Below are 25,217 nucleotides of genomic sequence, written 5' to 3' on the forward strand. Positions count from 1 at the left end.
CTTCATCTTGCCGATGTGATGTCGGCGGGCACCGTTATATTTGTGCGGCATGCTGAACCAATAATGCTATTTTCGATCCCCGCCGCATAGATGCAAAACGTTGAAATCATATCCGTGCACCAACGCCTTCCAGGTGGGGACGATCGACGACAGACCTTCTGAATACGTTGCGTGAATTGGAAGGCTGGAAGGTCTCGGTCATTGCAATGAATGGCATGACCTTCGATTTGTCCTCGCCCCACGGCCGCATGCTCGCAACTTTCCTGTCCGGTATTGCAGAATTCGAAAGCGACCTAATCAGCGAACGGGTCAAGTCCGGGCTCGCCGCTGCGAAAGCGCGTGGAAAGAAACTTGGTCGGCAACCCGGTGAACGCCCCAAATCAGACCGGCTCGCTCCAAAAATTCTAGCGCTCGTTGCCGAAGGAAGGAGCTACCGCTGGATCGCTCGTGACCTTGGCATCAGCAAGAATACTGTCGCCGACGTTGTGCAACGGTCTCGACAACAGAGGGCCGTATGACCCGAGATCCGAAACAACCCGGATACAAAGCGATCCAGGTGCTAGACTACGATCCGGCTTGGCCAAATGAGTTTGATGAGGCCGCAGCCAAACTAGACCGTTTGCTAGATGGTCTGGTTGCGGACATCGAACATATCGGCAGCACTTCTATTCCTGGTATGTGTGCAAAGCCCAAAATCGATGTCGATATCGTCCTAAAATCGGAAGAGTTAATCCCACAAGGGATCGAGAGATTAAAGCAAGTTGGCTACACCTATCATGGCAACAAATATGATGACGGTATGTGGGCGTTCACGACAGGCCGAGGGTCGTTTGGAGAACGTGTCTATCTGTGTGCCCCGGGTACACCTACGCATCAGAAACGCCTGTTTTTCCGGAATCACTTGAGAGCGCACCCCGAAGACGCCACTTCATACGCCCTCTTGAAGCAGCAGCTGGCTTCTGAAACTGACAACGACTGGGACTACTACACCGGAAGGAAAGGGCCTTTCATTGCCTCAATCGTAAAAAAGGCTGCCAAAGATCAAATTCGAGCCGTGACCAAACACAAAGGGCAAATCGTTCAAGAGATCCTGAGCGATTTGCCGGAATGGTTCGGTATTCCAGCAGCCATTGCCGCTTACGTGCGTCGGGCAGAGGCTCTGCCCATGTTCGCTTGCCTCGCGCCCGATGGAACCGCTGTAGGGTTTTTGTCCCTTAATGTCACTTCTGAGTTTGCGGTCGAAGTTCACGTGATGGGCGTCAAAGGTGGTTGGCACCGGATGGGACTAGGCCGGGCCCTGATAAAAGCTGCAAAAGATCATGCGGTTAGCAAAAATGCTCGTTTCTTGACAACAAAGACGATTGCAGCAACGAAGTCCGATAAGAATTACGCTGCTACTCGCGCCTTCTACGAGACCGTCGGATTTCTACCTGTTGAGGTGTTCCCGACACATTGGGGCGACGGGAATCCCTGCCTCTTCATGATCCACCCACTCGGTCGTCGTGCTTAGGGTGTCATTTCGCCCTCAACCGGAACCGACCCCATTCCGGCAGTCGAGCATCGATCACATAAAGGCCTCAACAATCGCGCTGAGAACTCGCATTTGCCTTTGCGAAAACGAGAACGGGTGATGCAGGGATTTCGCTCGCCGGGCGGGTTGCAACGTTTCCTGCCCGTCTTCTCGGCGGTTCGGAATCTCTTCGTTCCACCTCGCTCGAAATCCTCAGCCCTCACCATCCATCTGCATCGGATCGGCGCCATCGCACATTGGAAAGCCGTTGCAGACGTGGCCGCTTGATCAACGAGTGCCTGCCCAATATCACCCCAACGGATTTAACCTGACAACACCAACCTGGCGCTTCGGATCTTGCGCGGGGCAAAGGCTCAAGCCCGCCATCTCGGCGCGAGAGCGTGGAAAAGTCGGGAATGACCAGTTCCATCCCCAACAGCTGGAATACTGAGCGAAGAAACCCTTGGGTTTGCCACAGGGCGAAATGGAAAACGGTCCAGACCTGCAAGCACACCGTGATGGCAAGATCAGAGTACCGGCCCGGCTGGCCCCGCTTGCCGGTGCGCGCCATGCCCCACCGATGCACCACGCTTTCGTCAATCCAAACCGTGATATCCGCCCGCCGGCGCAGGCTTTCGGAGTACTCGGACCAGTTCGTCACACGATGCTTGGACTTCGCAAACTTATGGCGACGGGAAGCGTGGTGTTTGAACGGCATTCACAAAACTTCATAAGCGACTGAACGCAGATCAGGTAAGCACGGAAAAGATTTAATGCAACAAGGCCTCTCTGATCTCCTTGTTCTCGAAGACCAGCAGACAACAAATCGTAGCTTACGTCGGTGTCCGAATTTCGGGAGGTAGCTCAAGTCGCTCGACGCCCGGTAGCGTCACTCGCAAGCAAAGCTCCAAAGCTTGGAGTGTCATTTTTGATATTATTCGACTCCTGCTTGACAAATGACAAAATACGGATGAAGCATAGAGCCCATCAAGATCGGACCTGCACGTTCAGGGCGGCTTAGGGAGGAGCTAATCAGCGTCACTCTTGTCTCGGAAACTTCGATTCGCCGAGCGCGGGCCTTTGTTCAAAGGCATCTCGCGCATGGCTTCCGGGGCTGAGCCCTTCTGTGACGTTTTTTCAAGCGGAAAGAGAATGCAGAGATTTATCAACGACCCAGACAACCTCGTGGACGAGACCGTTGCCGGCTTCGTGAGGGCGCATAGCGACCTTGTTCGGCTGGATCCGGAAAACGACCGTGTTGTCGTGTCCACCACAGCGCCGCGGCCAGGTCGTGTGGGTATCGTCACTGGCGGTGGATCGGGTCACGAGCCGGCCTTTATCGGTTACACCGGCCGGAACCTCGTCGACGCCACCGCTATTGGCGAGCTGTTCTCCTCACCGACCGCCAAGAGCTTTGCCGACGCGATCCGCGCCGCCGATGGCGGCAAGGGTGTCGCCGTCCTCTACGGCAATTATGCCGGAGACAACATGAACGTGAAATTGGCCAAGGAAATGGTGGCTCCCGACGGCATCGAGGTCGTTACGGTGGTTGCCAACGACGACGTCTGCTCTGCACCACTTGCCGAGCGGGAAAAGCGCCGGGGTGTCGCCGGAGAAATCTTCATGTGGAAGATCGGCGGAGCGAAGGCTGCGCTCGGCGGATCATTGACGGAAGTGCAGGTGGCCGCGCAAAAGGCAATCGATGCCTGCCGGTCCGTTGGTGTGGGTCTCGGGCCCTGCACCTTGCCCGCTGTGGGTCGTCCCAATTTTTCGATCGAAGCCGGTACGATGGAAGTCGGCATAGGTCACCACGGCGAACCCGGAGTTCGTGTCGAAAAGCTCGCTTCTGCCGATGCCGTGGCCGACGACATGCTGAAGATCGTTCTCGATGATCACGGACTTGAGGACGGTGCCGAAGTCGCCGTGCTTGTTTCGGGTCTCGGTGCCACGCCCGTGAACGAGCTTTATGTCCTCTACAACCGCATCGAGACACGTCTCCAGGCGCAGGGCATTCGTGTGCACAAGGCGTTTGTCGGCAACTACTTCACCTCGCTCGAAATGATCGGTGCGACCTTGACGGTTATGGCGCTCGACAGTGAGCTGAAGGAGCTGCTGGACATGGCCGCCGAGGCACCTGGCATGTCGACCGGGAAGGTCGAAGCGCCGGAAGTTGTCGAAGGCGCTCTGACCCAGAGGTCACGGGGAAGCCGAAAAGAAGCGCGGTCCACCGTCGCAAAGGATGTCACCATCGAGGGACCTTCTGTGCCTGTTGCAGGATCTCAGGAGATCGTGGCCGAAGTTGCCGAGGTGATCGTCGCGAACAAGGCCTATCTTTCCGAAATCGACGGTTTGATCGGGGACGGTGATCACGGGATCAACATGGCCAAGGGGTTTGGTCGTGCCGCGGAGCGTATTTCCGGCAAGTCCCTTTCACTCGATGAGGCGATGAGCGTTCTGTCCGATGTCCTGATGAGCGAGATCGGCGGATCCATGGGGCCATTGTACGGCTTCATGTTCCTGGAAATGGCGACGACCGTTCAGGGGCGCCCTGCCATCGATGCCGACGGGTTCTCGGCCGTTCTCAATGCCGCGCTTGAAGGCGTCCGCCGGACCGGTTCGGCAAAGGTCGGCGACAAGACGCTGATCGACACGCTTGTTCCGGCGGTCGAAGCCTTTGATGGTGCGAAATCGCAAGGGTTCGTTGCTGCCCTTGCTGCCATGCGCAAGGCCGCAGAACAGGGACGTGACAGCACGATCGATCTGATCGCGAAGATCGGACGTGCCAGCCGTCTGGGCGAACGATCGCGCGGTGTGCTGGACGCAGGCGCGACATCCTGCTGCCTTATCCTGTTGGCACTGGCCGACTCACTTGAAAAGAGGCTGGGCTAAACGGAGCAGCAGACGAACCATGACAAACCTCAACGCAACGCAAATGACCGAATTGCTCCGCATCATCTCGATGCGGATCGACGAAGCAAGTGCCGAACTTGGTGCCCTGGATGGCGCCATCGGTGACGCCGACCATGGGAACACCATGGCTCGCGGATTTGCTGCGGTCGTTACCGCATGCGTTGAGGCCGCAAACCAGGACATGAAGGCCGGTGCCCTGTTGCCGATTGCAGGACGCTCGTTCCTGAATGCCGTTGGTGCAACGACCGGCCCGCTCTATGCCAGTGCCTTTCTTCGGGCTGGTCAGGCCTTTGATGCGCAGGAGGATATTCCGGTCGATCGTCTCCCGGAGATGGTCGTCTGCTTCTGCGACGGAATAGCACAACGGGGCAAGGCTACCCCGGGCGACAAGACCATGCTGGATGCCTGGGGACCGGCCGCGCGTGCCGTAACAGAAGCACAGCAGAATGGAGCAGGTCCGGTTGCTTGCCTCGATGCCGCGCTGGAGGCGGCGAGCGAAGGGCGAGAAGCCACGCGCGCCATGGTCGCCTCCGTCGGCCGGGCCGCAAGACTGGGTGAAAGATCGCTCGGGCATGTCGACCCGGGAGCCGCTTCCGCAGTCATCATCATTGCCGCATTGCGCGAGGGTCTCGCGAACCTCCTGCAAGGGGAGGCAAGCTGATGGTGAAGCGTTCCGGCGGGAATTCCGACAAGGCCGTCCTGAGTGAAATGCCGATGCGGTTCGGTGACGATCCGCTGCTGTGGGCTGCCTGGCTTTATTACGAAGACGGCATGACCCAGGCGGACATCGCCAACCTCATGGGGCTTTCCCGGGCGTCGGTAAATACCTATCTGGCCGATGCGCGCACGCGTGGGCTGGTCAATATCGAGATCGAACCGGATCGTTTCCGTTCGGTCATGATCGCAAAGGCCATGAAGGACCACTTCAACCTGCAGGATTGCCTGGTCATCCCCAGCGAAGGGGGTGATCGCTCGCTGTTCGAACGGCTTGGCGCTGCGGGTGCGCAGGTGCTCAAGAGGTTGGTGCGTGCCGGCGACACGATTGCAGTGGCTTGGGGCCGGTCTGTTCTGTCTCTTGCCGAGGAATTGCACCATCCGGGCCTTGCCGACATTCGCGTCGTTCAGGCATCCGGCAGCACGACGGCCCGTATACGCTGGACTCCGGAGGCCTGCGCCGCTCGCCTTGCCGAAGCGCTGGGGGCTCGTTGGGTGCCCCTGTCGGCACCTGCCATCGTATCCTCGCCGGAAATGCGCGAACGACTGCTGGCCGAAACCGTCTTGTCCGAGCAGATGGTCGTTCTTTCGGAAGCCAATCGCATCGTGATGGGTATTTCGTCGATGCGCCCGGAAAGCACAATTCACTCAAGCGGCTTTCTCGACGGGGTCGACCAGCAAGCGCACTATCAGGACGCGGTCGGCAGCGTCAGCGGGCGCTTCATCTCGGCACGCGGGGAACCGGTCATCGGTCCGGTCAACGATCGGACGATCGGCCTTGATCTTGCAGCGTTGCGGGCAATCCCGCAGCGCATTGCCGTTGCCGGCGGCATTGAAAAGGTTTCGGCGATCCTTGCTGCGCTGCGCGGCGGATACGTCAATGTGCTGATCACCGATGCGGCCAGTGCAAGAGGTGTGCTCACGGCGGATGGCTGGCAGGAGCCGAAGCGGCGTTCGCAAGTCCCGCCCCCTGTTGTCGACGGGGCTGCACCGCGCGTCCATCACGGCGGCGACAAGAAACTGATCAACGAAGCACGGGACATTGTCGACGAGAGTATCGACGGTCTCTTGCTGGCGCATGAACCCTTGCTTGCCAAGGTGCCGGGGACCCATCGTGCCGTGATGGCGCGGAACGGGCCAAGGTCCGGCAAGGTCGGCATCGTCATTGGGGGCGGTTCGGGCCATGACCCCGGGTTCTGGGGTTATGTCGGCCAGGGCTGCGCTGATGCTGCCGTCATGGGCAACATCTTTGCCGCGCCGCCGCCTGACCCGATTCTGGCTGCGAGCCGTGCAGTTCATGGCGATGCTGGACTTCTTTATATCTACGGAAACTTCTCCGGTGACGTCATGAACTTCGACATGGCGGCCGAAATGGCAGCGGCGGAGGGAATTCGTGTTCGGCAGGTGGTGACGACAGACGACATCGCCTCGTCACCACCGGATGCCCGCGGGTCGCGCCGGGGTGTTGCCGGCAACGTCTTCGTTTTCAAGATCGCGGGGGCTGCGGCAGATCTCAATGCCTCGCTCGAGGCCTGCGAAATCGTTGCGCGGCGCGCGGCCGACTGTACCTACACGATGGGCCTGGCCCTGGAGCCGGTAAGGCTGCCCGATACCCGTCAGCCGAGCTACGAGGTCGGTCCTGACGAGATGGAGATCGGGGTCGGCATCCACGGTGAGCCCGGTGTGATGCGGCAGAAGATCGTCAAGGCGGATGATGCCGCGGATCTGCTTCTGGACCGCATTCTGAGCGAAATGGCACCGGTGCGCGGCGATCGCGTGGCGCTGCTCATCAACTCGCTCGGGGGCACCCAGACGATGGAACTCTACATTCTGGCACGCCGTGTCCGCCAGCGTCTGAAGGCGCATGGCATCGGCGTTCACCGCACCTTCGTCGGTCCGTATTTCACCTCGCTCGACATGAAGGGAGTGTCGCTCTCGATGATGAAGCTGGACGACGAGCTTATCACCCTTCTCGACCATCCCTGCCACACTCCTGCACTGACGGAACTCGGTGATCAGAAGGGTGTAAAATGACGAAAAAACAATGAGTTAAAGGTGAGTTGTCAAACCTTGAGTCAGAGTGATTGACATTTGTCAGATACCCTTGTCTAAATACAATTAACGATCCGGAGTGCAAACGCTCCGGCCCCTGGGAGGAAAGATTGTTGCCTAGAGCTGACCGACAGACGGTGTTTTTGGCGCTGATCAATGTGATCGTGCTGGTCACCGGTGCCCTGCTTGCAGGTGCCAATTTTATCGACAGCTATAACCTGCAGATCATGGCTGCCCAGGTACCAGAACTCGGCCTGTTGGCACTTGGCGTGACCCTGGCCATGATATCCGGGAACGGCGGCATCGATCTTTCCGGAATCGCCCTGGCCAATCTCTCCGGCATCGTTTCGTTTCTGGTCGTTCGTGCGCTTGTCGTGCCGGGTGACGATCCGCTGCTGTTCTCCTGGACGTTCGCCGGCGTTGCAATTGCGGTCGGCCTCGTTGGTGGACTTCTGAATGGAATAGTCATCGCCTTTGCCGGTCTGACGCCGCTGATCGCGACACTCGGCACCCAGCTGCTGTTCACCGGTGTCGCCGTCTGGCTGACCAACGGATCGGCACTCAGCCTCGGATATATTCCGCCGCTCGACAGCTTCGGAAACCTGCCCGTTCTCGGCGTTCCCCTGTGCTTCACGCTGTTTGTCGTGGTGGCCGCGCTGATTGCCTATATCCTCCGCTACACGCCCTTCGGCGTGAAGCTGATGCTGCTCGGATCGAATGCGAAGGCCGCTCACTATGGCGGTATTCCGGCCCGCCGCATGATCGTGATCACCTATACGATCTGCGGAATTCTGGCCTCTATCGCGGGTGTCGTCATCGCTTCACGCAATCTGTCCGTCAAATGGGATTACGGCAGCTCGTATGTCCTCATCGCGATCCTGATTGCAGTTTTGGGTGGCGTGAAGCCGGAAGGCGGATACGGCAAGGTGCTGTGTGTTCTTCTTGCGGCAACGGCGCTGCAGATCCTGTCGAGCCTGTTCAACTTTCTCGGAATCTCGAACTTCTTCCGCGACCTTGCCTGGGGTGTCCTTCTGCTCGCCCTGCTGGCCTCGGCTCGCGTAAACTTCAGCATCTGGTTGCCATCAAGGCAATGAACGGATGCGCCGCGGGCCTGAGGGCACCCCGGGCGGCGCAAGAATGAACAGCCCTTTTAATAAACCGTGGAGGAAAGACTATGAAATCAGTCAAGAAACTGGCTGGAAGCGCGCTCGTCTTGAGCACAATACTTGCCGGCCCGGCTTTGGCTGCAGACGAGCAGACCATCACGACGGTCGTGAAGGTTACTGGCGAAAACTGGTTCATTCGCATGAACGAAGGCGTCGATGCCTTCAATGCGGACAAGGAGGCTATCGACGCCACCCAGATCGGCCCGGCACAGGCCGATGCCGCCCAGCAGGCACGCATCATCGAGGATCTGGTTGCCAAGGGCGTATCCGCGATCGCCGTGGTTCCGATGGATCCGTCCGCACTGGAAGGCGTGCTGCGCCGTGCACAGGGCCGTGGCATCAAGGTCATCGCCCATGAAGGTGACAGCATCGTCAACGCGGATGCCGACATCGAAGCTTTCGACAACGCGGCGTTCGGCACCAAGATCAACGAAGGACTGGCTGAATGCATGGGCGGTGAAGGCAAGTGGACGACCTTCGTCGGCTCGCTCGGCAGCCTGACGCACAACCAGTGGGTTGATGCCGGTGCGGCCAACGCGGAAGCCAAGTATCCGGGCATGGAACTGGTTGCTGCGAAAAACGAATCCTTCAACGACGCCAACAAGGCGTATGAGAAGGCCAAGGAAATCCTGCGCGCCTATCCGGACATCAAGGGTTTCCAGGGCTCGTCCGCAATCGACGTCATCGGCATTGGCCGTGCGATCGAGGAAGCTGGCCGGTCTGATCAGACCTGCGTCTTCGGCCTGGGCCTGCCCAAGGACACCGGACCTTACCTGGAGACCGGCGCTGTCGACCGGATCTACTTCTGGGATCCGAAGGATGCCGGCTACGTGATGAACGTCGTTTCGGAAAAGATCCTCAACGGCGAAGAAATCACCGATGGCGCCGACCTCGGCGTGCAGGGCTACAACTCGGTCAAGGTGAGCCAGGGTCCGGGCAAGGGCATCATCATTCAGGGCCAGGCCTGGGTTGATGTCGGCAAGGAAAACTACGGCGAATACCCGTTCTGATCCTCTGACACCCGACAGCAAAACAGGGGGCGCGGGAACACCGCGACCCCGAACCTATCGAATTCACAGGACGTCACCATGCAGCCCCAGCCCGCTCAGTCTCAAAAGACAGGCACGGCACCTTTTCTCGAGATCCGCAATGTGCGCAAGTCGTTCGGCGGCGTGCAGGCGCTGAAGGATGTCAGCGTCACGCTTCAAGCCGGACAGATCTATCATCTCATGGGTGAAAACGGCTGCGGCAAGTCCACGTTGATCAAGATCATCTCTGGCGCCCAACCGGCGACATCGGGACAGATCTTCATCGATGGCGTGCAGACCGAAGGCGAGGTTGCAGGCGATCTCGGTGCCATCGGTGCCCTGCGTGCGGGCATCGAGACTGTCTATCAGGACCTTTCCCTGCTCCCCAATCTGTCGGTTGCCGAGAATGTCGCCCTGACAGGTCAGCTCGTGGAAGCAGATGGTAGTCTCGCCCGGAGGCTGAAGCTAGGGGCGCTTTACGAAACTGCGGCCAAGGCTCTTGAGCAAGTTCATCTGCCGACGGACCGTGCCTTCCTGACGCGCAGAATTGACACGCTTCCTCTTGCAACCCGGCAGCTGGTCGCGATTGCCCGCGCCATTGCCGCAGAGGCACGGCTCGTCATCATGGATGAGCCGACCACTTCGCTCACCCGGCAGGAAGTGAACTACCTGCTTTCCGTGGTCCGGGAGCTTTTGGACAAGGGCGTGACGGTACTGTTCGTGACGCACAAGCTCGACGAAGTGAAGTCGCTTGGTGGACACGCCATCATCATGCGTGACGGCCAGAAGGTTGCCGAGCGCGATGTAACCACCACCAACAAGGCCGAAATCGGTCATCTGATGACCGGTCGCGAGATTTCCGAGGCCCGGTATCGCACCGAGCCGAAAATCGGCGACACGCTACTTCAGGTCGAGGGACTGAGCCAGGCACGTGCCTTCACGAACCTCTCGTTCACGGTACGCAAGGGTGAAATTCTGGGTGTGACCGGCCTTCTGGATTCCGGCCGCAACGAGCTGGCCCTCGCGCTTTCCGGTGTCGTCCCGGCAGAGCGCGGCACGATCCGTTTGGGCGGCCGGTCGGTTGCCCTGCGCTCGCCGGCCGAGGCCATCAGGGAAGGTGTCGGCTATGTTCCCGAAGACCGCCTGACCGAAGGCCTCTTCCTGGAGAAATCCATTCAGGACAACGTCACGCTGCCGGTGTTGAACAGGCTGCGCAACTTCTTCGGAATGATCAGCCAGCGCAAGGCGCGCAAGCTCTCTGAAGACCAGATCACTGATCTTCAGGTGGTCGCGCCCGATGTCACGGTGCCGGTGCAATCGCTTTCGGGCGGTAACCAGCAACGGGTTCTGATCGGACGCTGGCTCACCATCGAACCACGCCTTCTGGTGCTGCACGGCCCGACTGTTGGCGTCGATGTCGGCTCGAAGGACACGATCTTCCGCATCATTCAGCGTCTGGCGGACGACGGCATGGCTGTCGTGATCATTTCCGATGACCTTCCCGAGCTGCTGCAGAACTGCGACCGCATTCTCGTCATGCGACAGGGCGGGATCGTCGCCGACTATGCGGCCGAAGAGGTCGATGAAGACGGGATCTACCAGACAATGGCTGCAGGCCCGGCGACGGAAGCGCCGGCGAACATGGACGAGGAAGCCGCACAGTGACCGACATGACCCTTACCAACAGCGGACCCGGCGTGTTCAGGCGCATCTGGGATCTGATGGGCCGCAGACCGGAGCTGTTCACTCTTGCACTCGTCATCCTGACGGTGATCGGCGTTGCAATTGCCAATCCGGACTTTCTTGCGGTCAACAATCTCTTCGACATTCTACGAGCCTCGGTGGTCCGCGGCATCTTTGCGATGGGCGTACTTGCCGTTCTTGCCGCCGGCGGGATCGATGTATCGTTTACCGCGATTGCAGCCTTCGTCATGTACGCGCTGACCATGCTGGTCACGAATGTGTTTCCGGGCATGCCGATCTGGGTGATCCTGCCGCTGGCGGCCGCAGGAGGAGCTGCTTTCGGCGTGGTCAACGGGCTTCTGGTCCATGCGCTGCGCACGCCTTCGCTGATCGTCACCATTGGCACCCAGTACTTCATTCGCAGTTTCCTGCTGACGTTCATCGGAACGGCCCTGTTCATGAATATTCCGGCCGCAATGGATGGCTTCGGGAAAGCCTCGCTGATCACGTGGCATGGCACCAATGGTGTGATCTCGACCCTGCCGGCAACAGTGCTGGTGCTTGTGGCCACGGCCTTTGCGACCTGGTTCATCCTCGAAAGAACGCTCATGGGACGGGCGATCTTCGCGGCTGGCGGCACTCCGGGCATTGCCGAGCGCCTAGGTTTCAATCTGTTCTATGTCCGGTTGTTCGTCTTCGGCTGGGCCGGCCTTCTGGCTGGTGTCGCTGGTATCGTGCATGTCGCTTCGAACCGGCTTGCCAACCCGTTCGACCTTGCGGGCATGGAACTGGAAATCATCGCGGCAGTGGTGCTCGGCGGCGCCAAGATCACCGGCGGTTCGGGAACCGTGGTCGGCACACTGCTCGGCGTTGTCCTGATCACGCTGGTCAGCAACGTTCTTGTCTTCATCGGTATCCCCAGCACGCTTCAACTCGCGATCATCGGCGCCTTCATCCTGCTGGCGGGCACGATCTTCGCATTGCGCAACCGCGCCTGAAACATAATTTCCCGGGAGGAAAAATGAGCCACGATGCTGCTGTCATAGGCCTTTACATTCTTGACGTTCTCGGTCGTCCGGTCGATGGGATCCCCGAGGGCGGCAACGTCGAGTTCATCGACGAAATTAGATTGACCGTTGCCGGTACTGCAGGCGGTACGGTGATCGATCTGGCGAAACTCGGACTGAACTGTCTGGCCGTCGGAGCCGTCGGCGACGATGAAAAGGCCGACTTCGTGCTGTCGACGCTCAGCCGGTTCAAGGTCGACACCAGCTTGATGCAGCGGCTCGAGGGCGTACCGACGTCGGCAACCATCCTGAACGTGCGCCGTAACGGCGACCGTCCGGCCCTGCACCAGCGCGGCGCGTCCGATCATTTTGATATCCCAGCAGACATGCTTGATGCCGTGCTGGCGCCGTCAATCATTCACCTGGGTGGAACCGGACTCCTGGCCAGACTGGACGGCGAGCCGAGCGCGAGACTTTTGGCGGAAGCCAAGAAACGTGGCCGCACGGTCACCTTCGATCTGCTGGGAGCCAACGAAAACACAATCGACCTGCTCCTGCCGCTGCTTCCGCATGTCGATTATTTCATGCCGTCGATCGAAGAAGCCCGTCTGATTTCCGGTGCAGGCAACATCCAGGAAGCAGGACGTTTTTTCCTGGATCGCGGCGTCAAGCAGTGTGTCTTCACGCTCGGCGGTGACGGCGTCTGCTTCATGGATCACAAGGGCGAGTTTGTCCGCCAGCCAGCGTTCGAAATTTCCGTTGTGGATACGACCGGCTGCGGCGACGCCTTCGATGCCGGGTTCATCACGGCCCTTCACCACAAGATGGATCTGAAGACTGCGCTGAACTTTGCGCAGGCCTCGGCGGCGCTTGTGGCGACGGGGCTCGGGTCTGACGCGGGCATCAAGAGCTTCGAAGGCACCGTCAACTTCATGAATTCGGCAAAGGTTCTTGCCTGACCGACAGAACGCGCGGGCCTCAGCCCTTGAGGAGGGCCCGCGCCGTTTCCAGGTCGGTGACAAAGTGGGTTGCATAGCCCCCCTTCAGCGTCGCACGGATTGCCTCGAGCTTTGACAAGCCGCCTGCCACGCAAAGCCGGCGTGGAATGGCGCGCAGCTCGTCGAGTTCGATCCCCATCATGCGCTTGTCGAATTCCCGGGTGATCTGATTGCCTTCCTTATCGAGGAACCGGCAGATCAGAACGGCTTTCGCACCGTCTTCACCGTAGGCGTCGATTTCCTCGTCCGTCGCGATGTCGGCAAAGCGAATGGTGCTTTCCGGACCAAGGCCACCGAGCCCGAAAACGATCGTACGGGCTTGCCGGATCATGTCGAACTGGCGTTCGAGGGCAGGTTCCCGTCGCAGCGCCTGGCACAGGTCTGCGCTGGAAAGGACAGCCGGTGCATTTAGGTTCATGCTGATCGCACCAAGCTTACGGGCCATGATTGCGGTGCAGAGTTCGGCGGAAAAGTCGCGCTTGCTGGTAGCGGCTCCTGTCACCTGAACCACCGTAACCCCGTCGACGTCGCTCATGGGTTTCAACGCGTCGGCAATCGCAAGAACAGTCTTGCCCCAGGAAACACAGAGGATCTCACCGGGGTCGATCATCCGCTCCAGCTGGCGCGCACCGGCTGCACCAAGGGTCAATAGCCGTGTCTGGGCATCCGCGCCGGGTTGATGCTGCACCACCAGCGTTTCGCTGAGGCCAAAGCGTTCGCATATCTCCCGTGAGAGATCGGAACGTGCCATGACGCCCGCATCCATGGCGATGCGAACGACACCCCGCTCTCGTGCTTCTTGAAGATAGTTCACGATGGTTGCGCGCGAGACACCGATGATGCCGGCAATGTCGCTCTGGTTGAGCGATTCTTCGTAATAGAGCCAGGCTGCCCAGACGACGACATCGTCAAACTCCGCAGGTACGCGGCGATTGACCTCTCGAGACGGTTCCATTGTCATGACCGCTCCCCCCCCCCTTTGTTGCCGATCTGAATTGCACGATTTTGGCCGATAGTCCAATACGCCGATTAATGATTCTGACTTTTGGCAGCATTAAGTAACATTTGTCATTTCGTTGCAACAAAAGACGACAATGTTACGATTGTCTGGAGACAAGAATTGTCGAGAGGATCTCAGGCAAGCCGGACGTCGATTTTTCTGGACAGCATTCGGTCGACAAGCAGCGGGGGAACGGCGGAATTCACGACAACCGCGTCGTAGTCACGAAGATCGTTGCCACCGTAAAAGGCCTTCTTGTCGAACATCCCATGGCTGGCAACCAGGATGTTCCGTCTAGCCTTTTCCTGCATCGCTTTCCGAACGGCCAGGTCTTCTTCGGTCTCGTAGAAGGCCTTTTCCTCGAAGATCGCATCCGCAGAGACAATCGCCGCATCCGCATCGATGTCATTGACTTCCCGGATCGTTTGCGGACCGTGGAAACAGCCAGACCAGGATTTGAACGTCCCGCCTAGCCCGATGAGAGAAATATCGGGAAACTCGCGGAAATCGTTCATCAGATCGAGGCAGTTGGTCACAATGGTAAGTGGCACCTTGCTGGCGAGGTGCCTGGCTGCGTGCCTGAGAATCGGGGAGCCTGCGAGAAAAACGGTCTGGCCGGGCTGGATCAGATCCGCAGCGGCCGCTGCGATCGCCTGATAGTCGCCGGCGTCAGTTGCCGCGGTATCAGCCGGTTCAGCTAAACCAGCAGCACTGGTTCTGGAGGTGATCACACCGCGGGACTTCGAGACAAGCCCGTCCTCGACCAGCGTGTCGATATCGCGATGGACCGTCATCAGGCTGATGCCGAAGCGTTTCGAAATCTCGTCGATGCGCGCACTCTGGCGGCTGTTGACGTAGTCGGCGATCAAACGCCTGCGCGCAATCTGGCGCGCCTGTCGGCTGTCGGTGGGAAGGTGGGGCCGGTTTCCGGGGGAACTGGTGTTGTCCGATGCCACGCTGTGTCGCTTCTGCTGCTGCTCGATCAGCTTCACTTAACGTCAAAGTCTGAATTTGGCAAAGTGGCAGCGTTGCGGTCTGGTTGCCCGGAAAAAGCGGAGGCACCTTGCGATGCCTCCGTCAGGTGGGGAGGTATTATTGGGTCAGGGTGAAGGCTGCCGTGACCTTGTCGACGTTGTCGGCCGTGATCAGCACGCAATCGAAGAGCTGCTTTTCGCTTTCAGCGCCGGTGGAACCGGTCTTGATGTACTTGTCGGCCTGGCGGATTGCTTCAGCGGAGAAGACTGCAACTGGCTGCAGCACGGTGTACTGAAGTTCGCCAGCACGGATGGCAGCAACAGCGTCCGGCGAACCGTCAAAGCCGCCGACCTTCACTTGGTCAAGTTTGCCGGCTTCCTTCAAGGCGGCGATGGCACCGAGAGCCATTTCATCGTTGCCGGAGATGACCCCGATGATGTCCGGATTGGCCTGAAGCATGGACTGCATCTTCTGATAGCCCTGGGTACGGTCCCAGTTGGCAACTTCCTGCGCTGCCTTTTCCAGATCCGGGTACTGGGTCAACACGGTTTCGAAACCGTTGGAACGGGTCGCCGCGTTGTTGTCGGACGGCGCACCGAAGAGCTCGACATATTTACCCTCTTCACCAACGGCTTCCACCCACTGCTGCGCACCGATTGCAGCCCCTTGGGCGTTGTTGGAAACGAGCTGTGCCTGGGCAAGGCCTTCCTGATTGATTTCAGCGTTGATGAGGAACACCGGAATGCCGGCGGCCACGGCCTTCTTCACCGCGCCGACGGAACCGTCTGCATTGGCCGGGTCGAGAATGATTGCCTTGGACTGGTTGGTGATCGCGGTATCGATCAGGGTGCTTTCGGTGTTGGTGTCGCCTTTATGGGCGCTGACCTGGGCCTCGTAACCGAGCTCTTCCGCAGTAGCCTTTGCAACATGGCCTTCGGTGTACCAGTAGGGGTTGGCCGGATCGTTGACGATGATCGAGATCAGGCCGTCGGCAAGAGCCGGGCTTGCAATCATCGGCAGGACGGCGGCAGCAGCAAGCAGGGTCCGTCTGGTAAATTTCAACATCGAGTATTCCTCCCTTAGCGTGAATGGGGGTCGCCAATTGGCGGGTATTCCCGCTCCCTAAGTCCTCCGGGAGCGGCGAAATCTGATCGAGGCAGTGGCTATTTCTTCCGCGCGCTGCCGTATTGGATGGAGTTCATCAGGACGGCGAGCACGATCACGGCACCTGTGAAGACGGTCTGCCAGTAGGACGAGACGCCGATGATCACGAGGCCGTCGGACAGGAAGCCGATGACGAAGGCACCCAGCATGGTGCCTCTGACGGTGCCTCGGCCACCGGTCAGGGCCGCACCGCCGATCACCACAGCAGCAATTGCGGTCAGCTCGTAGGTCGTTCCCGCGGTCGGGCCAGCGGATGTCAGCTGGGACGAGAGAACTAGACCTGCAATGGCCGCAAGAATGCCGGAGAGCGTATAGACCGCAACTTGCACCTTCTTGACCGGAACGCCGGAAAGATCGGCCGCGTGGGCATTGCCGCCGGAAGCGTAAAGCCAGCGACCGAAGGCGGAACGGCTGAGCATCAGGCCGGCAACGATCGCAAGTGCCGCCAGCACCAGAACACTGATCGGCACGCCGAACAGACGGTTGAAACCAAGCCAGTCGAAACCGGTGTTTCCAAGCGAAGGATCGCCGGACAGGTTGTTGTAGGTGAGGCCGTTGGTCATCAACAGGGCGATGCCGCGTGCGACATACATGACGCCGAGCGTTGCCACGAAAGCCGGAACACGGAACCAGGCAATCAGGATCCCGTTGACCGCGCCAACCAGCGCTCCGACGACACAGGTGATTACGACCACCGCCCAGACCGGCGGATAGACGATGACGCCGAAGGCATCCAGAACGATGCCCTGCATCTGAAAGCCGGCAATGACACCGGACAGGGCCAGAATGGAGCCGACCGAAAGGTCAATGCCGCCGTTCAGGATCACCAGCAGCATGCCGATGGCCAGAATGCCGTAGATCGCCACATGCGAGGACATGATCAGGAAGTTCCCGACCGTGAAATAGTGCGGCGACAGGAATGAGAAAACGGCAATGATCGCGATAAGGGCGAAGAAAGCACGGCCTTCGAGAAGGAGCCGTCCTATATTGTGCTCGCGGGACTGGCGGTTCTTGGCGACCGGTTGCGTGTTGGCGCTCGTAACGCTCATGATCTGATCTCCGTCAGGCAACCACGGCTTCGCCGGAGGCGGCCATGATCTTTTCCTTGCTGATGGTTGAATCGAATTCCGCCGAGATCCGGCCCCGGTGCATGACGATGATGCGGTGGGCGATGGACAGGCATTCGCCGACTTCCGAGGTCGAGTAAATGACTGCCAGACCTTCACGGGCACGTTCGGCCAAGAGCCGGAACACTTCCGCCTTGGCGCCGATATCGATGCCGCGGCTTGGCTCGTCGAGCATGATCACCTTTGGGTCGGTGGCCAGGATCTTGCCGATCACGACCTTCTGCTGGTTGCCGCCAGACAGCGAGCCAATCGCCGCGTCCGGTCCCGAGGTCTTGACGGTGACCTTGCGGATGCTGGTTTCGATGAGATCGGATTCCAGCTTTCTGGATGTAAAGATGCCGCGCGTGAAATCCATGATGGAGGCAAGCGACAGGTTCTGGCCGACCGTCATTGTCTGGACAAGGCCGTCCTTCTGCCGATCCTCGGGAACAAGCGCGAGACCGTTGGCAATTCTCTGGCCGATCGAGAGTGGCGAGACATTGCCGCCGTTCAGGAGGATGTCTCCCGTCTCCTGCTTCAACCGCCCGGCGATGGTTTCCAGAAGTTCGGTGCGTCCGGCGCCCATCAATCCGTAGATGCAGACGATCTCGCCAGCTTTCACGTCAAGCGACAGGTCGTCGACCACGTTGTAATCCGCACCTGACGGGTCGGCGACGGTCAGATTGCGAATGGAAAGGGCGGTTTCGCCAAACTCGTAACCGGTCGGTGGGGAGCCGAGATCATAGTTCTCGCCCACCATGTTGCGGACGATCCATTCTAGGTCGATGTCGCTGCGTGGCGCATAGGCGGTCATTACGCCGTCCCGCAGGACAACCGCGTGATCGGTGATCTGGAGCGCTTCTTCCAGGTGATGGGAAATATAGACGATGGAAACGCCGCGGCTCGTCAGATCGCGAATGACCTTGAACAGCACTTCCACTTCCGAGGCAGACAGGGCAGAGGTTGGCTCGTCCATGATCAGGATGCGGCTGTCATATGAAAGCGCACGGGCAATTTCGACGATTTGCTGCTGGCCGAGGCGCAGATCTTCAACCGGCGTCAGCGGGTCGATATCCTCTTCCAGCTCCACCATCAGCGCTCGCGTCTGGCGTTCTTCCTCCGCGAAGTCGACCCCCATCGGTCCGCGAATTTCACGGCCCATGAAGATGTTGTCCCGCACGGAAAGGTTCGGCGCCAGGCTCAGCTCCTGGTGGATGATGGAGATGCCGCTGTCCCGGGCTTCGGTGGCCGAGGCAAAGGTAATAGGTGCGCCATCCAGGATGATTTCACCCGTCGTAGGCGTCGTGATGCCGGACAGGATGCGCATCAAGGTCGACTTGCCGGCGCCGTTTTCGCCGAAAAGGGTGGTGACCTGGCCACGGTGAATGTCGAAGTTGACGCCCTTCAGAGCTTGGATCGCACCGTAGGACTTGGCGACATTACGCGCGGCGAGCACGACTTCGTCTTCAACTGCGGCAACGGGATGGATCGCGTTCATCGAACGGTGACCTCCGTCGGTGTTACCAGCCAGTTCTTGGGATTGATCAGGCGGAACGCGCCGGTGACCTGAATGGTCTTGCCGGTGAGGGCACTCGTGTCGAGGCCTTCAAGCACCACCTGCTTCATTGCCCGGTTGATGGCGGAAGCGGCGTTCTGATACTCGATCTGGTTCTTGAAATCGCCGAACGCGATATCCCCCGGGACATCGCGAAGATCCGTGCCGTTGATGGCAGGACCCGTCTGGACGCGAACCCGGATTTCCGACGGCACACCGTCAATCGTGACGTTGTAAAGTCCCGACTTTCCTTCGCCGACGACACCTTCGAACTTCACCGGAATGATCGAACCGGTAGACGAAGCCGTGCCGTAGGTTTCGGCCAGCTTTGCTTTGTCGGCAAGCGCCAGGGCTCCGATCTCGCTAGCTTCGACCGCCTTTTGTGCAACGAAGTCGCGAATACGCGGGAAAGTATCCACACCATAGACGTCAGGTGAAAAAGCCTGTTGCCGAATGTCGCTCTCGGAGCCGACGCGCACGACCTTGGTATCCAGGACTATGGCACCGGCCACCACAGCGGCGATCGCGACCGCGATCCACTTTCCATAGCTGGGCTTCACGAATGACGCGCCGCCGACTGCTGTTTCGACCTTGGCCATATCTTCCTCCGGCATGCAATTATCGTTCGGCCGCGACAAGGCTTGCGGCCGGCATGTTCTTTTCGTGTCAGGAGCTGGATGTTTAGGACGCCTGTTAACCGCGCCCGTTCAGCACGTCCTTAGCGGCTATGCGCAACTGCCCGGCGCTGCGTGCGGCATTGATCCGCGAAGCGCTTCTGGGCGACCGTCATTACTAACGTGAAAACCATTGTTCTCCTCCCAGTCCGCGCTTGCGCGGCTTTTTCGTTTGAGGGTCCCGTCCCTGCGAACGCTGCTCCCACCCTCGAGCCGGGAGAAATGTCTGCTGCATGCCTCCCAATGACAATCACTCTAGATGAAATAAATTACGATGTCAGTAAAAAAATACATGCATATGAGATAATAATGTTATATATAGACTGCAGAAGCTTCGTCTCGCGCGGCGCATGCAGGGCTGTGCAAGCAGTCAGGATCTGCGAGAGTCTGGTCAGTTGAAGCTTTCTGGGAGGAAGGAAATGCAAGCCGAAATAGCGGCTCTTGAGCATGGCTTGGGCGGTGGACGCCATCATGCATAGGGGTGACATTCTTATCGGAATCGACTCCGGCACGTCCGTGGTGAAAGCGGTGGCGTTCGACCTTTCAGGCACCCAGATTGCGGTAGCTTCGGTCACGAATGCCTATGACACCGGCGCCGGAGGTGCCGCGACCCAGTGCATGAGCCGAACCTGGCAGGACTGTGTCACGGCCCTGAAACAGCTTGGTAATTTGGTCGAAGGCCTGAGCGGGCGCACTGTCGCGATCGGCGTGACCGCGCAGGGAGACGGAACCTGGCTGGTGGGGCGGGACAATGTTCCGGTCGGTGACGCCTGGCTTTGGCTTGATGCCCGTGCCGCACCTACTGTCAGCCGGCTGGAAGGAAATGCGCTGAACCGGGCCCGGTTCGAGGCAACGGGAACAGGGCTGAATACCTGTCAGCAAGGCGCCCAGCTTGCGCATATGGACCGGTTTGATCCGGCAAGCCTGGACCGCGCGGAAGTCGCGCTTCATTGCAAGGACTGGCTCTACCTGAACCTCACGGGCGTCCGGGCAACGGACCCGTCCGAGGCTAGTTTCACCTTTGGCAACTTCCGGACCCGGCAATATGATGATGTGGCCATCGAAGCACTCGGCCTCAGGCACCGGCGGCATCTGCTGCCGGACATCGTTGAGGGAACGGAATCGACCCACGGGTTGAGCGATGCAGCCGCGCAGGCGACGGGCCTTCGGGCTGGGACACCGGTTTCGCTCGGCTATGTCGACATGGTGATGACGGCACTTGGCGCCGGTGTCTACACGGGCGAAGCGGATGCCGCCTGTTCGACGATTGGCTCCACCGGTGTGCACATGCATGCCAAGCCAGCCGAAGAAGTCCACCTCAATGCTGAAGGCACAGGCTATGTGATTGCGCTGCCGGTGCCGGGCATCGTTACCCAGGTGCAGACCAACATGGCGGCCACGCTCAATCTTGACTGGGTTCTCAACATTGCCGCGGACGTGATGCGCGGCATGGGACAGGATGTCTCTCACCGCGATCTGGTGTCCCACATCGAGGGCTGGCTTGCCGCCGGCAAGCCGGGCGCCATCCTCTATCACCCCTACATCTCCGAAGCCGGCGAACGCGGCCCCTTCGTCAATGCCAATGCCCGCGCCGGATTTACTGGGCTTTCCGCCGCAAATGGGTACGCGGATCTGGTGCGTGCGGTGGCGGAAGGTCTCGGTATGGCCGCCCGTGATTGCTACGCCGCAATGGGAGCACTTCCTTCCGAACTTCGGTTGACCGGAGGCGCGGCACGCTCCCCGGCACTGCGCCAGATACTGGCAGCCGCGGTGAACGCACCGGTTCGCGTCTCGGCCCGGGACGAGGCCGGAGCTGCAGGTGCCGCAATGATGGCGGCGGTTGCCACCGGCGTTTATCCGGACATGCGCAGCTGCATCAGCGAGTGGGTCACGCCCTTGCTTGGACAGGCGGAAGCACCCGATCCCGGCCTTGTCCGGTCCTACGAGACTATTTTCCCGGTCTTTGCAGGTCTTCGCAGGGATCTTGCAGGCACATGGGACCTGCTCGCGAAACTGCGCACTGAAAGCCGCGACGAGACGGAACCTGCCAGCAGTGTCACCACAGGAGCATGAAATGACGAGCGAAACGCAGACGATCGATCTTTTGGTGATTGGTGGCGGCATCAATGGCGCCGGCATTGCGCGCGACGCTGCCGGCCGGGGACTGTCCGTCTGGCTCTGCGAAAAGGATGACCTTGCGCAAGGAACGTCATCCCGGTCGGGCAAGCTGGTTCACGGTGGTCTGCGCTATCTGGAATATTATGAGTTTCGTCTGGTGCGCGAAGCTCTTATCGAGCGGGAAGTGCTCATGAATTCCGCCAGCCATATCATCTGGCCCATGCGCTTTGTGCTGCCTCACAGCCCGGCAGACCGCCCGGCCTGGCTCGTGCGTCTCGGCTTGTTTCTCTACGATCACCTGGGAGGCCGCAAGAAGCTGCCGGGCACCCGGACGCTCGATCTGCACAGGGACCCGGAAGGTGCGCCGATCCTCGACAATTACAAACGCGGTTTCGAATATTCCGACTGCTGGGTCGACGATGCCCGCCTTGTTGTCATCAACGCATTGGACGCCTTCGAGAAAGGGGCCCGGGTTCTCACGCGTACGGCTGTTGCCAGCGCGCGCCGCGACAACGGCGTCTGGCTGGCAACATTGCGCAACAGCGAGACCGGCGAAACGTCAACAGTTCGGGCCAGATGCATCGTCAATGCGGCAGGTCCCTGGGTATCCGATGTCATCTTGAACGTAGCCGGATCGAACTCCAGCCGGAACGTGCGTCTGGTCAAGGGAAGCCACATCGTTGTGCCGAAGTTCTGGCAGGGACAACAGGCATATCTGGTCCAGAACGACGACAAACGGGTGATCTTCATCAACCCCTATGAGGGCGACAAGGCTCTGATCGGAACCACGGATATCGCTTATGAAGGCCGGGCCGAGGACGTGCAGGCCGAGGAATTCGAGATCGAATATCTGATCAAGGCCGTGAACAGGTACTTCAAGGCAAAGCTGCGCCGGTCGGATGTCCTGACTTCCTTCTCGGGTGTGCGTCCGTTGTTCGACGACGGCAAGGGCAATCCGTCCGCCGTAACGCGCGACTATGTGTTCGATCTCGACATGGCGGACAATGTCCCGCTTCTGAATGTCTTCGGCGGCAAGATCACGACCTTCCGCGAGCTTGCAGAGCGTGCGATGCACAAGCTGGACCGGATCTTCCCGCAGATGGGCGGCGACTGGACGGAAACCGCCAGGTTGCCTGGCGGCGAAATTCCGAATGCCGATTTCGAGAGCTTTTCGGAAACGATGCGGGAGGCCTATCCGTGGATGCCGCGCGCCCTTTTGAAACACTACGGGCGCTGCTACGGGGCAAGAACCAGCCGGATAGTCGGCTCGGCCACCGCACTGGACGGGCTTGGCAGACACTTCGGCGCGCAACTCTATGAGGCCGAGGTGCGCCATCTCGTCAACGAGGAATGGGCGCAGACCGCCGATGACATCCTGACCCGGCGGACCAAACACGGCTTGCACCTGAACGCGGATGAAAAAGCGGCCTTTTCAAGCTGGTTCAACGCCGAATACGCGGCACGCGCCGCCTGATATCCGGCTCGGACGCCTGCCATTTCCCCGACGACTGGACACTTCATGCCCCTGACGCTTTCGCTCAACACAAACCCGCTTGTCAATCGCTACGCGGATCCCGCGGATCTGATCGAGACGGTCGCACGCGACCTGAAGATCCGTGATCTGCAGTTGACGCACGAGTTCATCAATCCCAGCTGGCCGGCGCCCCTTATCCGGCGGTTGACGCGCGAGATGTCGGCGTCACTTGCGAGGACAGGGGTGCGGGTGACCAGCGGCATGACGGGGCCCTATGGCCGCCTCAATCATTTTGGCCATCCCGATGCCGATGTGCGGCGTTATTATGTAGACTGGTTCAAGACCTTCACCGACATCATCGGCGATCTCGGAGGCGTTTCCGTCGGCACCCAGTTCGCGATTTTCACCTACAAGGATTACGACGATCCGGTCCGGCGGGACGATCTGATCAGGATCGCCATCGAGTGCTGGGCGGAGGTTGCCGAACATGCGAAGGGGGCGGGCCTGGAATATGTTTTCTGGGAGCCGATGAGCATTGGTCGGGAATTCGGCGAGACAATAGCAGCCTGCCTTACCCTTCAGGAGCGAATTTCAGCCACGCCGATGGCCATTCCGATGTGGATGATGGCCGATATCGACCACGGTGACGTGACCAGCTCAAATCCGGACGATTTCAACCCCTTTGCCTGGGCCGAAGCCGTTCCACGGGTGTCGCCGATCATTCACATCAAGCAGAGCCTTCTGGACAAGAGCGGCCATCGGCCTTTCACGGCGGAATTCAACGCCCGTGGCCAGATCCATCCTGAGCCGCTCCTGGAAGCTTTGGCGAAAGGCGGCGCCGAGGACAATGAGATCTGCCTGGAGCTCAGCTTCAAGGAGCGCGAGCCAAATGACCGGCAGGTCATTCCGCAGATCGCCGAGAGTGTTGCCTTCTGGGCACCTCATATCGATACGGGCCAGCAGGATCTCAACATCTAGCTGATCGCGTCTTCGGCTATTTGCCAACGGGCTTGCGGTAGCAAGGCCCCGATATCTAAGCTATTGAAATCAGGTAACCGTCGCGGTTCGGCTGGCGGCGGCAAGCGGCATTGCGAAATATTGGGAAGGTACGCAAGGTGAGGGATATCGACCCGGAGGAATCGCTCGCGACGCGGGCTGCCTGGCTGCATTACGCCGGTGGATTGACACAGGCGGCCGTGGCAAAGCGGCTCGGGGTTGCCTCGGTCAAGGCGCACCGGCTGATCGCAAAGGCGGCTGCCGAAGGGGTGGTGAAGGTCTCCATTGATGGCGCGATCATCGAATGCGTCGAGTTGGAGGACAGCCTCTGCGACCGTTTTGGCCTCGAATTCTGCGATGTCGCACCGGATCTGGGCGAGCCCGGCATACCGCTGCGGGCTCTGGGCCAGGCCGGTGCGGATTTCATCCGCCGGGAAATCGAGCGCAAGGAGCACAAGGTCATTGGCCTTGGCCATGGCAGGACGCTTTCCAACGCTGTTCGTCTGATGAGCCGCATGGATGCAGGCGGTGTCCAGTTCGTGTCCCTGCTCGGTGGATTGACCCGTAACTTTTCCGCCAATCCATATGACGTCATGCATCACCTGGCCGAAAAGACGGCGGCGAGCGCCTTTGTCATGCCGGTGCCCTTCTTTGCCAATTCGTCGGAAGACCGGGAGGTGCTGCTCGCACAGCGCGGGGTTCAGGACGTGTTCGACATGGCGAACGCAGCCGATATCAAGCTCGTCGGGATTGGCACCGTCGAGCCGCAGGCGCAGCTGGTCTCGTCCGGCATGATCGAACTCAGTGAGATCCAGGAAATCAAGGCTGGTGGCGGTGTCGGTGAAATGCTCGGCCATTTCTTCGATGCCAGTGGACGGACACTGGAAACGACCCTGACCGCCCGCACGCTTGCGGCCACGCTGGACGAACGGGCCGATAGTCAGATCATCGCGATTGCAGGTGGTCCTGAAAAGATCGAGGCCATTCGCGCAATTTTGCGCAGCGGACGCCTGCGTGGCCTTATCACCGACGAGACTACCGCGCATGCCCTGACCGGAGCGTGACCGGTCAGGACACGAAGACGGCT

General features: G+C 59.7%; 21 protein-coding genes and 1 pseudogene. 15 read left to right on the plus strand and 7 right to left on the minus strand.

Annotated features, from left to right (window positions below; genetic code table 11):
* The first annotated feature begins 110 nt into the window (after nucleotides 1-110).
* The 3 genes and pseudogenes from FMN63_RS03315 to FMN63_RS03325 form a co-directional block, all read left to right on the plus strand.
* Nucleotides 111-518 (plus strand): recombinase family protein, encoded by a 408-nt coding sequence (locus FMN63_RS03315; RefSeq protein ID WP_286192538.1) that lies wholly within the window; start codon nucleotides 111-113, stop codon nucleotides 516-518.
* Nucleotides 515-1,510: a GNAT family N-acetyltransferase gene (locus FMN63_RS03320; RefSeq protein ID WP_148582535.1), complete on the plus strand. Its 996-nt coding sequence runs from the start codon at nucleotides 515-517 to the stop codon at nucleotides 1,508-1,510. The genes FMN63_RS03315 and FMN63_RS03320 overlap by 4 nt, the downstream gene beginning before the upstream one ends.
* 33 nt (nucleotides 1,511-1,543) lie before the next feature.
* Nucleotides 1,544-1,798: pseudogene (locus tag FMN63_RS03325) on the plus strand (DDE-type integrase/transposase/recombinase); the annotation flags it as partial.
* On the opposite strand, the gene FMN63_RS03330 reads toward FMN63_RS03325, so the two are convergent.
* On the minus strand, nucleotides 1,731-2,228 hold the full coding sequence (locus FMN63_RS03330; protein ID WP_148582536.1) for a transposase: 498 nt from the start codon (nucleotides 2,226-2,228) through the stop codon (nucleotides 1,731-1,733). The pseudogene FMN63_RS03325 and the gene FMN63_RS03330 overlap by 68 nt on opposite strands.
* Before the next feature lie 434 nt (nucleotides 2,229-2,662).
* On the opposite strand from FMN63_RS03330, the gene dhaL (FMN63_RS03335) reads away from it, so the two are divergent.
* From dhaL (FMN63_RS03335) to FMN63_RS03370, 8 genes are all read left to right on the plus strand, one after another.
* Complete coding sequence (gene dhaL / locus FMN63_RS03335) at nucleotides 2,663-4,399, plus strand: dihydroxyacetone kinase subunit DhaL (RefSeq protein WP_148582537.1); 1,737 nt, start codon at nucleotides 2,663-2,665, stop codon at nucleotides 4,397-4,399.
* 19 nt (nucleotides 4,400-4,418) lie between these two features.
* Nucleotides 4,419-5,081 (plus strand): dihydroxyacetone kinase subunit DhaL, encoded by a 663-nt coding sequence (gene dhaL / locus FMN63_RS03340; protein ID WP_148582538.1) that lies wholly within the window; start codon nucleotides 4,419-4,421, stop codon nucleotides 5,079-5,081.
* Nucleotides 5,081-7,168 (plus strand): bifunctional sugar-binding transcriptional regulator/dihydroxyacetone kinase subunit DhaK, encoded by a 2,088-nt coding sequence (locus FMN63_RS03345; protein ID WP_148582539.1) that lies wholly within the window; start codon nucleotides 5,081-5,083, stop codon nucleotides 7,166-7,168. The genes dhaL (FMN63_RS03340) and FMN63_RS03345 overlap by 1 nt, the downstream gene beginning before the upstream one ends.
* 131 nt (nucleotides 7,169-7,299) lie before the next feature.
* Nucleotides 7,300-8,280, plus strand: a complete 981-nt coding sequence (locus FMN63_RS03350) for an ABC transporter permease (protein ID WP_162529973.1) — start codon at nucleotides 7,300-7,302, stop codon at nucleotides 8,278-8,280.
* Nucleotides 8,281-8,360: 80 nt separating this feature from the next.
* On the plus strand, nucleotides 8,361-9,362 hold the full coding sequence (locus FMN63_RS03355; protein WP_023001443.1) for a substrate-binding domain-containing protein: 1,002 nt from the start codon (nucleotides 8,361-8,363) through the stop codon (nucleotides 9,360-9,362).
* Between the two features lie 78 nt (nucleotides 9,363-9,440).
* Nucleotides 9,441-11,045, plus strand: a complete 1,605-nt coding sequence (locus tag FMN63_RS03360) for a sugar ABC transporter ATP-binding protein (RefSeq protein ID WP_148582541.1) — start codon at nucleotides 9,441-9,443, stop codon at nucleotides 11,043-11,045.
* Nucleotides 11,046-11,050: 5 nt separating this feature from the next.
* The gene (locus FMN63_RS03365; protein WP_148582586.1) at nucleotides 11,051-12,061 is read left to right on the plus strand and encodes an ABC transporter permease; all 1,011 of its coding nucleotides are present in this window, start codon (nucleotides 11,051-11,053) and stop codon (nucleotides 12,059-12,061) included.
* A 23-nt stretch (nucleotides 12,062-12,084) separates the two neighbouring features.
* The gene (locus FMN63_RS03370) at nucleotides 12,085-13,029 is read left to right on the plus strand and encodes a carbohydrate kinase family protein (protein WP_148582542.1); all 945 of its coding nucleotides are present in this window, start codon (nucleotides 12,085-12,087) and stop codon (nucleotides 13,027-13,029) included.
* A gap of 19 nt (nucleotides 13,030-13,048) precedes the next feature.
* Here the strand turns inward: FMN63_RS03370 and FMN63_RS03375 are convergent, their stop codons facing one another.
* The 6 genes from FMN63_RS03375 to FMN63_RS03400 form a co-directional block, all read right to left on the minus strand.
* Entirely contained in the window at nucleotides 13,049-14,029 is a 981-nt protein-coding gene (locus FMN63_RS03375; protein ID WP_148582543.1) for a sugar-binding transcriptional regulator, read from the minus strand.
* Between the two features lie 173 nt (nucleotides 14,030-14,202).
* Entirely contained in the window at nucleotides 14,203-15,060 is an 858-nt protein-coding gene (locus tag FMN63_RS03380) for a DeoR/GlpR family DNA-binding transcription regulator (protein WP_148582544.1), read from the minus strand.
* Between the two features lie 100 nt (nucleotides 15,061-15,160).
* The gene (locus FMN63_RS03385; RefSeq protein ID WP_023001437.1) at nucleotides 15,161-16,108 is read right to left on the minus strand and encodes a D-ribose ABC transporter substrate-binding protein; all 948 of its coding nucleotides are present in this window, start codon (nucleotides 16,106-16,108) and stop codon (nucleotides 15,161-15,163) included.
* 98 nt (nucleotides 16,109-16,206) lie between these two features.
* The gene (locus FMN63_RS03390) at nucleotides 16,207-17,256 is read right to left on the minus strand and encodes an ABC transporter permease (protein WP_075281775.1); all 1,050 of its coding nucleotides are present in this window, start codon (nucleotides 17,254-17,256) and stop codon (nucleotides 16,207-16,209) included.
* 13 nt (nucleotides 17,257-17,269) lie between these two features.
* Nucleotides 17,270-18,811, minus strand: coding sequence for a sugar ABC transporter ATP-binding protein (locus FMN63_RS03395; RefSeq protein WP_148582545.1), 1,542 nt, complete (start codon nucleotides 18,809-18,811; stop codon nucleotides 17,270-17,272).
* Nucleotides 18,808-19,467 carry a DUF2291 family protein gene (locus FMN63_RS03400; RefSeq protein ID WP_148582546.1) on the minus strand — a complete coding sequence of 220 codons (660 nt, stop codon included), beginning with the start codon at nucleotides 19,465-19,467 and terminating at the stop codon, nucleotides 18,808-18,810. Before FMN63_RS03400 ends, FMN63_RS03395 begins: the two co-directional genes overlap by 4 nt.
* Before the next feature lie 543 nt (nucleotides 19,468-20,010).
* On the opposite strand from FMN63_RS03400, the gene FMN63_RS03405 reads away from it, so the two are divergent.
* From FMN63_RS03405 to FMN63_RS03420, 4 genes are all read left to right on the plus strand, one after another.
* Nucleotides 20,011-21,615: an FGGY-family carbohydrate kinase gene (locus FMN63_RS03405; protein ID WP_162529977.1), complete on the plus strand. Its 1,605-nt coding sequence runs from the start codon at nucleotides 20,011-20,013 to the stop codon at nucleotides 21,613-21,615.
* Nucleotide 21,616: 1 nt separating this feature from the next.
* A complete protein-coding gene (locus FMN63_RS03410) occupies nucleotides 21,617-23,134 on the plus strand; it encodes a glycerol-3-phosphate dehydrogenase (protein ID WP_148582548.1) in 1,518 nt (505 codons plus the stop codon).
* 45 nt (nucleotides 23,135-23,179) lie between these two features.
* Nucleotides 23,180-24,112 (plus strand): TIM barrel protein, encoded by a 933-nt coding sequence (locus FMN63_RS03415; RefSeq protein WP_148582549.1) that lies wholly within the window; start codon nucleotides 23,180-23,182, stop codon nucleotides 24,110-24,112.
* 146 nt (nucleotides 24,113-24,258) lie between these two features.
* A complete protein-coding gene (locus FMN63_RS03420; RefSeq protein WP_148582587.1) occupies nucleotides 24,259-25,194 on the plus strand; it encodes a sugar-binding transcriptional regulator in 936 nt (311 codons plus the stop codon).
* Nucleotides 25,195-25,217 lie beyond the last annotated feature (23 nt).

Origin of the sequence: Stappia sp. BW2 (genome assembly GCF_008107695.1) — a bacterium.
In the GTDB taxonomy this organism is placed as follows: domain Bacteria; phylum Pseudomonadota; class Alphaproteobacteria; order Rhizobiales; family Stappiaceae; genus Roseibium.